Raw genomic sequence first — 15,236 nt, 5'->3', positions numbered from 1 at the left:
GCCGGACCGCCGCCTTCAGCCCGCGGCCGGCGGCTGTGCCGCAAACCGGGGCGGCGTGTACAGGTGCTCCCCGACCCGCTTGACGAGCCGGGCCATTTCGTAGGCGATCAGCCCGATGTCGGCGCCGGCCGCGCTGAGCACGGTCAGACAGGACCCGTCCCCGGCCGCCGCCACGAAGAGGAACCCGTCGTCCAGCTCCACCATCGTCTGGCGCACGCCCCCGACCCGGAAGTGCCGGCCCGCGCCCTTGGCGAGGCTGTGGAATCCGGAGGCCACGGCCGCCAGGTGTTCCGCGTCCTCCCTGCTGAGCGCGCTGGAAGCACCCACCGCCAGCCCGTCGTTGGACAGGACCACGGCATGCCGGACCTCCCGGACGCGGACCACCAGCTCGTCCAGCAGCCAGTCCAGTTCGCCGGCCCTGCGGGTCCCGCCCGCGCCGAATCTCCGGTACTCGATCATCACGCTTCTCCTTCACTGCCTGGGTGGGCGGAGTTCTCCCGGGCGCCGCGGGCCCAGCCGGCCCGGTACGCCGCCATCCGGTCCCGGGCCTGCTCCGGGCTGCGCACCGGCTCCTCGGCCGGCGGCTGTGCTCCCGCACCGGACGCCGGGGTCTTGGGGTCGGGGGCCTTGCGCAGCTGCGGTACCAGGCTGGCCTGGCGTACGCGGCGCGGCAGTTCGGCCTCCGCGGCATCACCGGTGCCGGTCCCGGCACCGGCACCGGCACCGGGCGACTCGGGCACGGGGAGCGGGGCCGGTACGGGGACGGGGGCCGAGCGGGGACCTGCGGCCGCGGGAACGGGGGCGGGTACCGGCTCGGGCTCCGGTACGGGCTTCGGTACGGGCTTCGGTACGGGCTGGGGATCGGGCTCGGGCTCCGGTGTGGACGGGGGCGGCGTCCGTGGTGCGGGCTCCTCGGCCGCTGCCGCCGGTACCGGGGCCTGCGTACGTGCGCCCGCGCCGCCGCGCGGGCGCAGCGGGGACACCGGGGCCGGCTGCGGCTCCTTGCGTACGGGGCCCCGGTCGGCAGCCGGGACACCGCGCGCGTCCTCCCGTACGGCGGCCACGGCGGGCGGCTCCCGGTCCGGCTCCCGGGTCGGGGCCCCCGGCGGCTCGGTCCGGGGTTCCTGGGACGGGTCGGCGGCAGGGGCGGAATCCTGCTCGATCGCCCCCTGCAGCAGGAGCTTCGGCAGGAGTACCACGGCGGTGGTGCCCCCGTACGGCGACGGGCGCAGGTGCACCTTCACGCGGTGCCGGGCCGAGAGGCGGCTGACCACGAAGAGCCCGAGCCGGTCGCTGTCGAAGAGGTCGAGGGCCTCGGACTCCCTGATGCGCCGGTTGGCCTCGGCCAGGCTGTCGCTGCCCATGCCGAGTCCGCGGTCCTCGACTTCGAGGACGTATCCGGCGCCGACGGGCTCCCCGGTGACCCTGACCTTGGTGTGGGGAGGCGAGAACTGGGTGGCGTTCTCGATGAGTTCGGCGAGCAGGTGGGTGAGGTCGGCGACCGCGGCGCCGATGACGGCGGCTTCGGCGACCCGGCCCATCTCGACGCGCGGGTAGTCCTCGATCTCGGAGACGGCGGCGCGGACCACGTTCGTCAGCAGTACCGGTGTGCGCCAAGCCCGCCCCGGGGCGGCGCCCGACAGGATGATCAGGCTCTCCGCGTGCCGGCGCATCCGGGTCGTGAGGTGGTCGAGGCGGAAGAGGTCGCCGAGCTCGCCGGGGTCGTCCGCGCGCCGCTCCATCGAGTCGAGCAGGCTGAGCTGCCTGTGCACCAGGACCTGGCTGCGGCGGGCCAGGTTGACGAAGACCCCGCTGATCCCGCCGGCGAGTTCGGCGCGTTCGGCGGCTGCGCCCAGGGCGGCCCGGTGGACGGTGGCCAGCGCCTCGCCGACCTGGGTGATCTCGTCCTCGGCGGCCGGTCCCGGCGGGGCCTCGGCCTCGACGTCGATGGCTTCGCCGGCCCGGAGCCGGTGCATGGCGTGCGGGAGCTTGCGGTGGGCGATGTCCAGGGCGGTGTCGCGCAGCGTGACGAGTTCCACGACGAGGCCGCGGCCGATGCGGACGGAGATGACGAGGGAGGCGGCGATGGCGGCGAGGCCCAGCAGGACCGCGGCGCCGGCGGGGCCGCCGAGGCCCTCGGTGAGGGGGTCGCCGCGGTCGGCGGCGGCGTGGGCGGCGGTTTCGATCTCTCGCATGGAGGTGCTGATGCTCGCGTACGCGGCGTCCCAGCCGGCGGCCGCCGCGCGGGGGTCCTTGGCCGTTCCGGCGGTCAGCACCCGGTCTTCGGCGCCGGTGAGGTCGGCGTAGGCCGAACTCTTGGCGACGGCCTGCCAGGCGTCCCGCTGGGCGGCGGGCAGGTCGTCGGCGGAGCTCACGGTGAGCGCGCGGCGGGTTTCGACCGCGCCGGTGAGCCGCCGGAGCGATTCGGTGCTGCGCTGGCCCGGCAGGGAGATCAACGCGTCCTCGCGGGCCAGGAGTTCCCCGGCGCGGGCGAATTCGAGCAGGACGCGGGCCTCGGGGCCGAGTTCGGACTGTTCGCCGCCGGAGAGGTTGCCCGTCACGGCGAAGGCGCTGTCGACCACGCGCGTGTACGTCTCGTACGCCGCGTCGGGGGTCGCGCGGCGGTCGTTGATGTCCTTGCGGGCGGGGCCGAGGCCCTCGGCGGCGGCGACGAAGGCGCCGAGGCGGACGACGAGCTCGGTGCGGTGGTCGCCGGACTCGGCGACGGTGTGCCGGTCACCCAGCCGGAGCCGGCGGACCGCGTCGTCGGTGCGCCGCTGCTGTTTGTCCAGCTCGGCGGCGCGGTCGGGGACGGGGTCGGCCAGGAAGCGGACGGCGGCGCGGCGCTCGGCCTGGAGCTCGGTGACCGCGGCGGCGACGGGGGTGCGTATCCGGTCGTCGATCCGCTGGCTCCGGCCGATCCGGGCGATGTCCTGGGCGGTGCCGACGGTGGCGAAGCCCCAGAGGGCGAGCAGGGAGACGACCGGGACCATGAGGAGCGAGACGATCTTCGCGCGGACGGTCGCGGGACGCAGCCGCGGCCGCCGGCCGGGGTACGGGCGGGCGGCGCCGGCTGCGGCACCGGAACCGGAACCGGAACCGGAACCGGCACTGACACCGGCACCGGCACCGGCGGGGTCGGCCGGTGCCGGCCCGCGCCCCGGTTCCGGCTCCGGTTCGTCGGCGGGGGGTCCTGCATGGGCCCGGCGGCCGCGTGCCGGGAGCGCGGGCAGCTGCTGCGCCGCTGGTTCCGGTTGTCTGCGGGGTGTACGCATGGGCTCCTCGTCGGGGGTGCGGGCGTGCAGGCGTGCGGGGGGGGAGGGGAGGGAGGATCAGCGGGCGGTCGCGGCGGAGACGGTCCCGGCGGCGTCCCCGGCGGCCCCGGAAGCGGTCCGCTCACGGGTGGTGGGCGAGAGCGCGACGAACGCCGAGGTGAGGAAGAGGTACGAGCCGAGCCCGACGGCGAGCGGGAAGACGAACTGCATGGTGGTGGCGCCCGACAGCGCCTGCTCCGAGGGGGTGACGCGGACGGCGACGGCCATCATCCCGGTGTAGTGCATGCTGCTGACGGCGGCACCCATGACGAGCGAGGCGATGGCGACGGCCGCGGGCGACTCGATGGTGAGCGCGGCCCACAGGGCGGCCGTGGCGGCGACGACGGCGACCGCGACCGACAGTGCGACGGCGGCCGGGTCGTACGAGATGCTGCCGTGCAGCCGCAGGGCGGCCATGCCCAGGTAGTGCATGCCGGCGACGCCGAGCCCGGTGGTCAGGCCGCCGAGGAGCAGGGACCGCCTGCGCCGCTTGCCGTAGCCGACGGCGAAGAGCCCGCATCCGACGACGGCAATGGCGACGACGAGACTGAGAACGGTCAGCGGCACGTGGTAGTGGATCTCGGTTCCGGTGATGTGGAATCCGAGCATCGCGACGAAGTGCATGGTCCAGATGCCGGTGCCGATGGCCGAGGCCGCGGTGAGGAGCCAGTTGCGGCGCGAGGAGCCGGTGGTGGCGAGTGCGCGGACGGTGCACCGCAGCCCGAGGGCGGCACCGATGGATGCCGTCACATATGACAGTACGGGCGTCAGCCAGCCGTACGCCGCATGGTCGAGGTGTCCCATGGCCCCCGGACGCTAGTCCGGGTGAGGGGGCGAACAAGGGACGCATTTCGAAAGCCGCTGGAACTGCTGGAATATGACAGAGCTACGTTCATCTACGATCACGGTTCGTGCCACCTTGCCCACAGACCGCACGCGCGGGGCCATGGGGGACCATGTGCCCATGACGGATGACCGCTCGACACACACAGACGTCGCCCACGTGCAGGAGTTCTTCGGGACGCGCGCGGACGGCTGGGACGCGAAGTTCCCCGAGGACGCGCCCGCCTTCGCCCGGGCCGTGGCCGACTTCGGGCTGCGGCCCGGGGACCGCGTCCTCGACGCGGGCTGCGGGACCGGGCGGGCGCTGGCCGCGCTGCGGGCCGCCGTCGGACCGTCCGGCACCGTACTCGGCGCGGACGTCACCCCGCAGATGCTGGCCGCCGCGCAGCGGGCCGGGCGGGACGCCGAGGGCGCCCTCCTGCTCGCGGACGTGGCCCGGCTGCCGCTGCGCGACGCGGCGCTCGACGCGGTGTTCGCCTCCGGGCTCGTCGCGCACCTCCCGGACCCGGCGGCGAACCTGAGCGAGCTGGCCCGCGTCGTCCACCCCGGGGGCGGGCTCGCGCTGTTTCACCCGATCGGGCGAGCAGCCCTGGCGGCCCGCCACGGCCGCGCGCTGACCCCGGACGACCTGCGGGCCGAACACAACCTCGGCCCGCTGCTGGCCGGTTCGGGCTGGGAGCTGGTCTCGTACGCCGACGAGGACGCCCGCTTCCTGGCCCTCGCGGTGCGCCGCGGCTGATCAGGCCGGGGGCTGCGCCTCGGCCCCGGCCGGCCGGCGCGGGTGCGGGACGGGGCATCCGCCCAGGCCGGGGACCGGGAAGGTGCCGAGCTCGCCCACGTCGTAGCCGTTGCGGTAGCCCTTGATCTCCGGGTTCTGGCGGGCGTAGTGCGGGGCCTTGCGCGGCGGCAGCAGCCGGACGGCGCGGCCGCGCAGCTTCAGGACTCCGCGGACCAGCCGCTGGACCTGCGGGCGGGGGCGCTCGTACCGGAAGGCGTCGAGCAGCGGCTGGTCCAGCAGGGCGAGGCTGGCCCCGCGCAGGGCGGGGGCCAGCGGGGCCGGGTACCAGGACGCCAACAGGTCCAGGGTGGAGTCGGCGACCTTGCGGCCGCCCTCGTCCCATCCGAAATGCGCCTTCTCGTAGGCGTTCAGGGTCTCCTCGAACTCCTCGTAGGAGCCCGGGATGTCCTTGATGCCCATGTGGCGGCCGAGCGTGGCGTAGTAGTTCGCGGAGGCGCGGCGCTCGTGGTGGGTCATCGGGCGCCAGCCGTAGTCGTCCATCCAGCGCACCGGAATCACCACGAACGTGCACAGGACGTACCGCATGTCCTCGTTCGAGATGTCGTAGCTGTGGTGCATCTGGTTGATGCGGCGGATCGCCGTGCGCGCGGTCTCGCTCTCGAAGCCGTGCTCCACGACCGCGTCGAGGAGCAGCGCGGTGTCGTCGTAGCGCTTCTGCGGGCGGTCGGTGAATTCGGCGGTCTCGGCCAGGAGCCGGCCGATGCTCGGGACGGCGTACGTCCGGAAGAGCGCGAGCTCCAGGGCGCGGGTGAAGTCCCAGGGGAACTCGTACGTGGCGGTGAGCCGGTAGATGGTGAGGAAATCCCTGTCCGGGTCCAGACCGAGGATCTCCCTCAGCCGGTCGTAACGCTGCACCGGGGTGTCCCTTTCTGTGGCGGGTGGTCAACTCTACGTGCAGGTAACGGGCTTCGAAATCGCCGCCCGCGGGCTCTCGACGCGGGGGTTACCCGCTGGTTAGGGTGCGCCGACGAGCGAGGGACCGGGAGGCCATGTGTCCGATGAGGAAGGCGGCGGTTCGCTCTACGTGCTGACCGCCGTGCTGCTGACCCCCGCCCAGTTCCCGAGCGTGCTGGGCGACGATTTCCCCGAGGCGTGTGCGCTGCTGGGGGTGCCCCCGGCCGCGGAGGGGTACGGGCTGGTGCTCGGGCAGGACGAGGACGGCGCGCGCTGGACGGTCGTCGTGGACGACGTCTCGCTCGTGGCCGCCGCCATCGCTTCCTGGGACTGCGGGATGGAGTACGACCTGTCCCCCGACGAGCGGACGATCGTGGTCTCGCTGGCGGGCTGGCCGCTGGACCTGGCGGTGGCCGCGCCCGGAATCCCGGACCCGCACGACCCGGAGCAGGGCGCGGACGGTACCGGACGGGTACCGCTGGCCCCGCCGTCGGCCGACGCCTGGGGGCCGGTGCAGCGGAGGATGGGGGCCGACCAGATCGCCCGGGAGTGGGCCGACTGGCGGGAGCAGGTCGCGGAGGACGGCGGTGCGGCGGCCGCCGCCCACCCCGGGCTCGCGCGGGCCCTGCGGGAGGCGCTGGAGTACACGCGGCAGGCGCCGCCGCCCGGGCGGGTGCGGTCCTCCTTCGCCGGCGAGGGCACGCGGACGCTCAGGGTGGACGGGCCCGGCTGGTCGCTGGTGGCCCGCACCGACGGCGCGGCCTTCGTCCTGCTGGACGACGAGCCGAGCCAGGTCCTTCCGGTGCCCCGCGACGGGGAACGGGGCCTGCCGGAGCTGCCGCAGCTGCTGGCCGCGCTGGACGGTATCGCCGTACGCCCGTCCTGACCACCCGACCCGGACACCCGGCCGGCAGACCAACCGGCCGATTGACCGGCCGATTGACCGACCGAGAACGAGCAAGAACGACCGAGAACGAGGGGGACGGCGTGGTGGTGTCCGAGCCGGTGGGCGTGGTGGTGGGCGGCCGCGCGGAGGTGGCCGACGACGACTGGGGCCGGGAGAGGGCGGTGATCCGCCTGGACTCCGGCCGGTTCGGCCCGGAGGCGCTGTACGGGCTGGAGTCCTTCTCGCACGTCGAGGTCGTGTACCACTTCGACCGGGTGCCGGAGGAGAAAATCGAGACCGGCGCCCGTCGGCCCCGGGGCAACCCGGACTGGCCGCTGGTCGGCATTTTCGCGCAGCGCGGCAAGAACCGGCCGAACCGGCTGGGCGTCTCCCGGTGCCGGGTGGTGCGGGTGGACGGCCTGGACGTGCACGTGGAGGGCCTCGACGCGGTGGACGGCACGCCCGTCCTGGACCTCAAGCCGTACATGGCCGAGTTCGGTCCCCGCGGTGAAGTCGGCCAGCCGGACTGGGCCACCGAGCTGATGCGGGACTACTACTGACCGCCCGGGCCCGCCCGGCAGGCGGGCCCGGCCGACACGCCTCCCGGCGGGCTCAGCGGCCGAGCTGCTTCCTGGATATGCCCCGCACGCGGCGGCGCTGGGAGGGGTCCAGCAGCAGATAGACCGCCGCCGGAACACCGATCAGGACCAGCAGCCCGGCCCAGAACCCGACCAGGCTCCACACCACGATGGCTGCCACGACTCCGGCAACTGCGACACCTGCGCGCTTGGACATCTGCGGACACCTCCACCCGTCATGGGTCACTATCCCGTCACCTCGCTCAACGCGCCATGGCACCGGTGCGTTCCCGACGAGACCACCCCGGCCCACCCCACCCCACCCCGGCCCGACCCGACCCGGGCCACCCCGCCCGGCCCGGCGGTTCCGTCCCGCCTCCGCGACCTGCGCGCACCGAGTGGCGGCGTTTCGGCGCGGAGTGGCCGGGGGCGCCCTTGCCGGGGCCCCGCACCGCGGCGACGATGGGGCGCTTCCGGCGCTGCGGGAGCTCCGGAACCTGCGGGAGGGTGACATGGACGAGCCGCCGCCGGCACTGCCGGCCGGAGCCGACCCCGCCGAGCACAGGCGGGTACTGCGCAGGACGCACTCCGCGTTCACCCGGCACGGCCGTGTCGAGGGCCCGGTCCGGGCGGTGATCGCGAGGTCCTGGCTGCGGTGCGCCCGGGCGCGCGTCAGCCCGGACTGCCAGCCCGAGGTGGAGCTGGCGGAGGCAGAGCTGCGGCCGTACCGGGCACAGCACCCGCTGGCCCGGGTCATGCCGCTCTTCCGGGACCTGGTCGGGGCGTTCGCGGCACACGGGTCGCACCTGCTGGCGGTCTGCGACGCGCGCGGCAGCCTGCTGTGGGTGGAGGGCGAACCGGCCACGATGCGCCGCGCCGAGCGCCTCGGCTTCGTCCCGGGCGCGCGGTGGGCCGAGACGGCGATGGGCACCAACGCACCGGGCACGGCGGTCGCGGTCGGCAGGCCGGTCCAGGTCCTCGGGGCCGAGCACTTCAGCCGGCGGGTCCATGCCTGGACGTGCGCCGCGGCCCCTGTGCGCGATCCCCGTACCGGCCGGGTCCTGGGCGCGGTGGACATCACCGGCGGCGACGGCCTGGCCCACCCCCGCTCGCTCGCGTTCGTGCAGGCGGTGGCCCGGGCGGCCGAGGCCCAGCTGGCCCTGCTGGACCCCTTGCCCGCGGCCGCCGGGGACGCCCTCGGGGCCCTCGGCCGGGACGAGGCCCTGCTGACCGGTGCCGACGGGGTGCGGACCCGCCTGGGACGGCGGCACAGCGAGATCATGGCCCTGCTCGCGCACCACCCCGACGGGCTGACCGGCGAGGAGCTGGCGATCGAGCTCTACGAGGACGAATCCGTATCACCCGTGACCTTACGCGCCGAAATGTCACGGCTGCGCGGTCTGCTGGGCTGCCGCGCCCCGCTCTCCCGCCCCTACCGCACGGCCGCGCCGCTGCAGGCCGACTTCACCACCGTCACCCGCCGCCTCGCCGCCGGCGCCGTCTCGGCGGCCCTCCGGCACTACGCCGGCCCCCTCCTCCCCGCCTCCACCGCGCCCGGCATCGTGCGACTGCGCCGCCGCATCGAGGACCAGGCCCGGGCCGCCGTGATCGCCCGGGCGGACACGGGGCTGCTGACCGCCTGGGTCTGCACGCCGTGGGGCGCGGACGACCCGGACGTGTGGCGGGCCCTGGCCGCAGCCCTGCCTCCCCGGGACCGCCCGGCGGCGCTGGCCCGCGTACGTTCTCTGGACAGCGAGCTCGGCGCCGTACCGCCACCGGCCGCGGGACGGGTGCAGCCGCTCCGCCGCCGTGCAACGTATCCGCAACCTGCGCGCTCCTAGCCTCCTGCCGAGCGCCGGCCGACGGCGGCCCGCGCCCGGCAAGGGGAGGACACCATGGCCCGTTACGCTGCACCCGGCACCGAGGGCGCGCTGATGTCGTACGCGTCCCGGTACGGCCACTTCATCGGCGGCGAGTACGTCGAACCCGTCCGCGGGCAGTACTTCGCCAACCCCTCCCCCGTCACCGGCGAGACCTTCACCGAGGTGGCGCGCGGCACGGCTGAGGACGTGGAGCGCGCCCTCGACGCGGCGCACGCGGCCGCGCCCGCCTGGGGACGCACCCCGGCGGCCGAACGGGCCGCCGTCCTGCTGCGCATGGCCGACCGGACGGAAGAACACCTGGAGGCCCTCGCCGTCGCGGAGACCTGGGAGAACGGCAAGCCGATCCGCGAGACCCTTGCGGCCGACCTGCCGCTCGCCATCGACCAGTTCCGCTATTTCGCGGGCGCCCTGCGCGCCCAGGAGGGCGCGCTCAGCCAGCTCGACGACGACACCGTCGCCTACCACTTCCACGAGCCCCTCGGCGTCGTCGGGCAGATCATTCCGTGGAACTTCCCCCTCCTGATGGCGGTGTGGAAGCTGGCCCCGGCCCTGGCGGCCGGCAACACGGTGGTGCTGAAGCCGGCCGAGCAGACACCGGCCTCGGTGCACTACTGGCTGAGCCTGGTGGCCGACCTGCTGCCGCCGGGCGTGGTGAACGTTGTCAACGGCTTCGGCGAGGAGGCGGGCAAGCCGCTGGCGTCCAGCCCGCGGGTCGCGAAGATCGCGTTCACCGGGGAGACCTCCACCGGCCGGCTGATCATGCAGTACGCGGCGGAACACCTCAAGCCGGTCACCCTCGAACTCGGCGGCAAGAGCCCGAACATCTTCTTCGACGACATCTGGACGGCCGACGACGACCTGCGCGACAAGGCCCTGGAAGGGTTCGCGATGTTCGCCCTCAACCAGGGCGAGGTGTGCACGAGCCCCTCCCGGGCACTGATCGAGCGCGGCCGGTACGGGGACTTCCTCGACGCGGCCGTCGCCCGCACCGAGCTGATCGTCCCGGGGCACCCGCTGGACACGGACACGATGATCGGCGCACAGGCCTCGAAGGAGCAGCTGCAGAAAATCCTTTCGTACGTGGAGATAGGCCAGCGGGAGGGCGCGAAGATCCTGACCGGCGGCGAGCGCATCGACCACGGCGGCGACCTGGCCGGCGGCTACTACGTCCAGCCGACGATCTTCGAGGGCGACAACCGGATGCGGATCTTCCAGGAGGAGATCTTCGGCCCGGTGGTGTCCGTGACCTCCTTCCAGGACTTCGAGGACGCCATCCGCATCGCGAACGACACCGCGTACGGCCTGGGCGCGGGCGTGTGGACCCGCGACATCAACACGGCGTACCGGGCGGGCCGAGCGATCCAGGCGGGCCGCGTCTGGACGAACTGCTACCACGCCTACCCGGCCCACGCCGCCTTCGGCGGCTACAAGCAGTCGGGCATCGGCCGCGAAACCCACAAAATGATGCTGGAGCACTACCAGCAGACGAAGAACCTCCTCGTCTCGTACTCGCCGAAGAAGCTCGGCTTCTTCTAGGAGCACAAAAAACGGCGCCTGACCTGGGCTTTTGCCCGTCAGGCACCGTTGACTCGACCCGCTCGATGCGGACATAGATTTTTCCTGTTCCCCCCAGTTCCTCCCGCCCGTCTCCCACTCCAGACCGGCTGTTCCGGACCAGCCACGGACCAAACCGAGCTCACCGGGTGGGTGGGACGCCCTGACTGACGCGGTCCCACTCCTCCATGGACTGCTCGATGAGACGGTTGGCCTGCTCCTGCACGCCGTCCAGGAACTTGGCGTAGTACTTGAACAGGACATGGATGCTGTGACCGGCCCGCCGCGCACACTCAGCAGGGTCGACACCCGAGTGGAGCCAGAACGAGATCCCGGCATGCCGGAGGTCGTAGGGCCGCTTCGCCAGACCGGCCGCGAGCTCCGTGCGGATCAGGACGCACTCCCGCGCCCTCGACCACGTGGTCCCGTACGCCGCCTCCACATAGTTGCCTGCCTGGTTCTGGAACAGCCGCCCATCCGGGGCGACGCCGAAGCGCTCGATGTGAGCACGCAGGACGCGAACGAACTGCGGCGGAATGGGTACAGGTCGGGTCGCCGTCGCGGCACGGCGCTTAGAGGTCCTGACAAAGGCGTTGGACGTGGCGGTGAGTGATGAGGCAGGTGGCGAGGCCGAGGAAGGCCTCGTGGATGTCGTCGCGCCGTTCCCATCTGATGCGGAGCCGACGGAAGCCGTGGAGCCAGGCGATGGTCCGTTCCACGACCCAACGATGGACGCCGAGGCCGGAGCCGTGCGGGACTCCGCGGTGGGCGATCACAGGCTTGACCCCGGTCGCCCAGAAGCGTGTCGGGCTGTCTGCGGGGCCGGCCGACCAGGCCGCTGACCGGCGGGATCTTCCGCAGCAGAGGCATCAGCTGGGTGACGTCGTTACGGTTCCCGCTGGTCAGCGTCACCGCCAGCGGAGTGCCCTGGCCGTCGACGATCAGGTGGCGCTTGCTGCCCGGGCGTGCGCGGTCGACCGGGCTGGGGCCGCTTTGGGGCCGCGCCGAGCGGCCCTGACGTGGGAGGAGTCGATCACCGCCCGCGGCCAGTCCAGCTTCTTGGCGATCCGCAGCTTCTTCAGCAGCACCAGGTGCAGCTGGTCCCACACGCCAGCCTCGTTCCACGCGGCCAGACGCCGCCAGCAGGTCATCCCGGAACCGAAGCCCAGCTCCTGCGGCAGGTACTCCCATTGGATCCCCCGCATGCGCGGGGAGCAGCCGTTACGGTCCAGGAGCGTGACGTGCGTGCAGGGTTCATCCCCGCATGTGCGGGGGTGTTCCCTGCCAGCAGGCACCATCCGATTCCCGGCCCCTCCCACAAACTCCCATCACACCCGGATCCCACCGCCCAGGGGGCGACGCGCACCAAGATCCGGACCATTTCCGGACCAGACCTCTCCAAAGAGCCGTTCCGACCATCGTTTCCGCTGCTCAGCGCAGGTGTGGGCGCTGTACCAGCAGCAGACGAAGGACCTCCTGGTCAGCTACTCCCCCAAGAAGCTCGGCTTCTTCTAGAGAACTGAAGTCCGTTGTCCCGGATGAGAATTGACCTCTCCAAGCCAAGACCCCTTCAGAAACTCGGCGCAATCAGGGCGATACCCTGGGCCACGCGCGTTCCACCTCAGGCCTCACTGCCGGACCGGTCACGGGCCGACAGTCAGTCCTCAGAGGCCGCCGGGTTCACCAACGTCGAGATCGCCCCGACGCACGCCGTCGCCGACGGCATGCGCTCCGCCATCGTCCGCGCCATCAAGCCCACCGGTGAGGCTGAGGCGGCCCCCGCTGCCGACACCTGTGCGGGGTCAACGCCTGCTGCACCTCGGCTGAGGAAGCCGCGGGCCCGGACAGCACCGTCAGCGAGACCAAGGCCGCGGCCGGCTGCTCCTGCGCGCCTGAATGCGTCACCACCGGATGGGCCCGGTCCTGGTCCTGATCGCGCCGCGTGTCCGGATCTGACAGAACATGGTCATTGCAGCCCTCGCAGCGGGGCGACATGATCGGGTCATGCTCCCACCGCACCGGGTCGTCATCGCCGCCTTCCCCGGCGTCGAGCTGCTCAACGTCACGGGTCCGGCCGAAGTGTTCTCGATCGCCACCCGGGTCGCAGGCACCGGCCGGCCCGGGTATACCGTCCGCATCGCGACCGCCGGGGGTGAGCCGGTGGCCACCGCCAGCGGGATCCGGCTGATGGCCGACCTGATGCTGGACGAGGTGCACGCCAGCGTGGACACCCTGCTCGTATCGGGTGCCGTCCATGTGGACGACCACGGGGTGGAGCCGGTGCTCGACGGCGGAATCATCGACTGGCTGCGCACAGCAGCACCCGGTCATCACCGGCTGGGCTCCGTCTGCTCGGGCGCGCACCTGCTGGCCGCGGCCGGCCTGCTGGACGGCCTGTCCGCCACCACGCACTGGCGGACGGCCGCGCGGCTGGCCGCCGACCACCCGCGTGTCACCGTCGATCCGGACCCGATCTTCATCCGGGAAGGCCGTCTGTGGACCTGTGCCGGCATCGCCTCGGGGATGGACATGGCGCTGGCCATGGTCGCCGAGGACCACGGACCCGAACTCGCGCGGGCCACCGCCCGCACGATGGTGATGTACGTCAAACGCGCCGGCGGTCAGAGCCAGTTCAGCGTCCCGCTCGCGCTTCCGGCCGACCCCGGCGACCGGATCGACGACCTGCGCGTGTGGATCGGTGAACACCTCGCCGAGGACCTGTCCGCCGAAGCCCTGGCCGCGCGGCTGCACCTGAGCGTGCGCCACTTCGCCCGGCTGTTCCGACGGCGCACCGGCATCACCCCGGCCGCCTACGTCGAGTCCGTCCGGCTGGAGGCGGCCCGCCGGCTACTCCAGGACAGCAGCCACGGCCTGCCCGAGATCGCCGCCCTCAGCGGCCTCGGTTCCGTGGAGAGCCTGCACCGCGCCTTCCGACGCCGCCTGGGCACCACCCCCGCCGAATACCGGCGCCGCTTCCGGTAGGCCCGACCCCGCCCGCCCGCCCGCGTACCGCCGCGCGGCGGAAGACAGCCATGCCCCGAGGAGAGAACATGTCCCGAACCAAGGTCGTCCCGATCCCCGTCATGGGCCGGCACAACATCAACGCGTACCTGCTGCTGGGCCGCCGGCCCGTCATCGTCGACGCGGGCACACCCGGCAGCGGCCGACGGATCCACGAGCAGGTCGCCGCCCACGGTGTCGACCCCGCCGACGTGTCGCTGATCGTCGTCACGCACGGCCACATCGACCACTTCGGCTCGGCCGCGGAACTGCACCGCCTCACCGGGGCACCGGTAGCGGGGCACATCGCGGACCTCGGTCCGTTCCGTACCGGCCGGGTCCGGGAACCGTACCTGCCCACCGGTCCGATGGGCCGCATCCTGGCCAGGAACAAAGCCCTGCACATGCAGGTCGAGCCGTTCGAACCCGACGTGCTCGTGACCGGCGAGACCTACCTGGAGGACTTCGGGATCGCGGCACGCATCGTGCCCACCCCGGGGCACACCGCCGGATCGATCTCCGTCCTCACCGACCAGGGCGACCTCGTCGCCGGCGACCTGATCGCCAACTCCTTCTTCGGCCTCGTCCGCGGCCGACCGGCCAACCCTCCCTTCCACGACGACCCGCTCCTCAACCTCGCCAGCCTGCGGAAGATGCTCGCCCTGAACCCCACCAGACTCCACGTCGGCCACGGCACCCCCCTCGAGCCCGACCGCGTGCGGCGCTGGGCCTCGCGGGAACAGCGGCGACTATCCCGGCTCGAAGCAGCCGGACGACTCCGCGCCCGCACGGCAGACGAAACAGCCCGACCGCCAGGGACAGCCCGCCCTTGGGGCTCGGCGAAGCCCTGACCGCCCCCGACCGGGCTGCACCGCCTCGCCCCCGCGAGCCTCCCCGGTAATGACTTTCAGGGCGACCGAGGCCGGTGAGGCGGAGACCGCCTGCGGCGGGTCGACCTCGTCCGGGCGGGTTTGCTGCGCCATAAGAAGGCGGCCAGCGGGCCGTCCTGGTGGGCCAGGTCGACGGCTCGGCAGGCGTTGTTGACGACTGCCTCGATCGTGCCCCTGTGACGGATGATCCCCGGGCCTTGGAGAAGCTGGTTCACATCGGCCTCGGTGAACTCCGCGACCAGGTGGAAGTCGAAGCCGGCGAACGCCCTACGGAAGTTCTCCAGTCATGGTTCAGGCCGCCAGGACGTGCATCGCGAGATCGCCGGCCTCGACGGCGAAGCCGAGCTCCTCGAACTGGGCCCGGAGCCATGCCCGGAGCAGGCTCGCGCGCTCGCGTCCACTGCCGCCCAGACCCCGGCCGCAGCGTCCGCGGCCCACGCCGCAGAGGCCGTGGCGGTCTCCGGACATGCGCCCGGCCCCGTGCCCGGGCGGGAGCCGGGGCCGGGGCCGGGGCCGGGGCCGGGGCCGGGGCCGGGGCCGGGGCCGGGGCCGGGGCCGGGGCCGGGGCCGGGGCCGGGGCCGGGGCCGGGGCCGG

General features: G+C 73.3%; 15 protein-coding genes and 1 pseudogene. 7 read left to right on the top strand and 9 right to left on the bottom strand.

The annotated features are described in order from the left end of the window. Positions 1-15 precede the first annotated feature (15 nt). Genes ACIQUT_RS09155 through ACIQUT_RS09145 form a run of 3 tightly spaced genes read right to left on the bottom strand, consistent with a single transcriptional unit; the run spans position 16 to position 4,118 of the window. On the bottom strand, positions 16-459 hold the full coding sequence (locus ACIQUT_RS09155; protein WP_403561029.1) for a roadblock/LC7 domain-containing protein: 444 nt from the start codon (positions 457-459) through the stop codon (positions 16-18). Then, complete coding sequence (locus tag ACIQUT_RS09150; RefSeq protein WP_403561027.1) at positions 459-3,275, bottom strand: nitrate- and nitrite sensing domain-containing protein; 2,817 nt, start codon at positions 3,273-3,275, stop codon at positions 459-461. Before ACIQUT_RS09150 ends, ACIQUT_RS09155 begins: the two co-directional genes overlap by 1 nt. A gap of 57 nt (positions 3,276-3,332) precedes the next feature. Then, a complete protein-coding gene (locus ACIQUT_RS09145) occupies positions 3,333-4,118 on the bottom strand; it encodes an MHYT domain-containing protein (protein ID WP_403561025.1) in 786 nt (261 codons plus the stop codon). Positions 4,119-4,278: 160 nt separating this feature from the next. On the opposite strand from ACIQUT_RS09145, the gene ACIQUT_RS09140 reads away from it, so the two are divergent. Beyond that, positions 4,279-4,896, top strand: coding sequence for a methyltransferase domain-containing protein (locus ACIQUT_RS09140; RefSeq protein ID WP_403561023.1), 618 nt, complete (start codon positions 4,279-4,281; stop codon positions 4,894-4,896). Here ACIQUT_RS09140 and ACIQUT_RS09135 read toward each other — a convergent pair whose 3' ends face one another. Next, entirely contained in the window at positions 4,897-5,811 is a 915-nt protein-coding gene (locus ACIQUT_RS09135; protein ID WP_403561021.1) for an oxygenase MpaB family protein, read from the bottom strand. It abuts the gene before it with no gap. A 136-nt stretch (positions 5,812-5,947) separates the two neighbouring features. On the opposite strand from ACIQUT_RS09135, the gene ACIQUT_RS09130 reads away from it, so the two are divergent. Then, entirely contained in the window at positions 5,948-6,736 is a 789-nt protein-coding gene (locus tag ACIQUT_RS09130) for a hypothetical protein (RefSeq protein WP_403561019.1), read from the top strand. Positions 6,737-6,840: 104 nt separating this feature from the next. Beyond that, a complete protein-coding gene (locus tag ACIQUT_RS09125; RefSeq protein ID WP_403561657.1) occupies positions 6,841-7,296 on the top strand; it encodes an SAM-dependent methyltransferase in 456 nt (151 codons plus the stop codon). A 52-nt stretch (positions 7,297-7,348) separates the two neighbouring features. Here the strand turns inward: ACIQUT_RS09125 and ACIQUT_RS09120 are convergent, their stop codons facing one another. Beyond that, entirely contained in the window at positions 7,349-7,531 is a 183-nt protein-coding gene (locus ACIQUT_RS09120) for a hypothetical protein (RefSeq protein ID WP_403561017.1), read from the bottom strand. Positions 7,532-7,826: 295 nt separating this feature from the next. Here ACIQUT_RS09120 and ACIQUT_RS09115 point away from each other — a divergent pair, with 295 nt between their 5' ends. Next, positions 7,827-9,155 carry a GAF domain-containing protein gene (locus tag ACIQUT_RS09115; RefSeq protein ID WP_403561015.1) on the top strand — a complete coding sequence of 443 codons (1,329 nt, stop codon included), beginning with the start codon at positions 7,827-7,829 and terminating at the stop codon, positions 9,153-9,155. A 54-nt stretch (positions 9,156-9,209) separates the two neighbouring features. Beyond that, positions 9,210-10,733: an aldehyde dehydrogenase family protein gene (locus tag ACIQUT_RS09110; RefSeq protein ID WP_403561013.1), complete on the top strand. Its 1,524-nt coding sequence runs from the start codon at positions 9,210-9,212 to the stop codon at positions 10,731-10,733. A 160-nt stretch (positions 10,734-10,893) separates the two neighbouring features. Here the strand turns inward: ACIQUT_RS09110 and ACIQUT_RS09105 are convergent, their stop codons facing one another. Both ACIQUT_RS09105 and ACIQUT_RS09100 read right to left on the bottom strand, forming a co-directional pair. After that, entirely contained in the window at positions 10,894-11,193 is a 300-nt protein-coding gene (locus tag ACIQUT_RS09105; protein ID WP_403561011.1) for a hypothetical protein, read from the bottom strand. A 130-nt stretch (positions 11,194-11,323) separates the two neighbouring features. Continuing rightward, positions 11,324-11,950: pseudogene (locus tag ACIQUT_RS09100) on the bottom strand (IS5 family transposase); the annotation flags it as partial. A gap of 805 nt (positions 11,951-12,755) precedes the next feature. Between ACIQUT_RS09100 and ACIQUT_RS09095 the strand changes: the two are divergent. Together ACIQUT_RS09095 and ACIQUT_RS09090 are read left to right on the top strand one after the other, a co-directional pair. Then, the gene (locus tag ACIQUT_RS09095) at positions 12,756-13,733 is read left to right on the top strand and encodes a GlxA family transcriptional regulator (RefSeq protein WP_403561009.1); all 978 of its coding nucleotides are present in this window, start codon (positions 12,756-12,758) and stop codon (positions 13,731-13,733) included. A 68-nt stretch (positions 13,734-13,801) separates the two neighbouring features. After that, positions 13,802-14,602, top strand: a complete 801-nt coding sequence (locus ACIQUT_RS09090) for an MBL fold metallo-hydrolase (protein ID WP_403561007.1) — start codon at positions 13,802-13,804, stop codon at positions 14,600-14,602. 56 nt (positions 14,603-14,658) lie between these two features. Here the strand turns inward: ACIQUT_RS09090 and ACIQUT_RS09085 are convergent, their stop codons facing one another. Both ACIQUT_RS09085 and ACIQUT_RS09080 read right to left on the bottom strand, forming a co-directional pair. Further along, the gene (locus ACIQUT_RS09085) at positions 14,659-14,925 is read right to left on the bottom strand and encodes a DNA-3-methyladenine glycosylase I (protein WP_403561655.1); all 267 of its coding nucleotides are present in this window, start codon (positions 14,923-14,925) and stop codon (positions 14,659-14,661) included. A gap of 7 nt (positions 14,926-14,932) precedes the next feature. After that, positions 14,933-15,109 (bottom strand): hypothetical protein, encoded by a 177-nt coding sequence (locus ACIQUT_RS09080; RefSeq protein ID WP_403561005.1) that lies wholly within the window; start codon positions 15,107-15,109, stop codon positions 14,933-14,935. Between the last annotated feature and the right edge of the window lie 127 nt (positions 15,110-15,236).

It is taken from the genome of Streptomyces sp. NPDC090445, assembly GCF_044769385.1.
Taxonomy (GTDB): Bacteria; Actinomycetota; Actinomycetes; order Streptomycetales; family Streptomycetaceae; genus Streptomyces.
The sequence above is the reverse complement of the archived record's forward strand: the minus strand, read 5'-3'. Positions and strand labels throughout refer to the sequence as shown.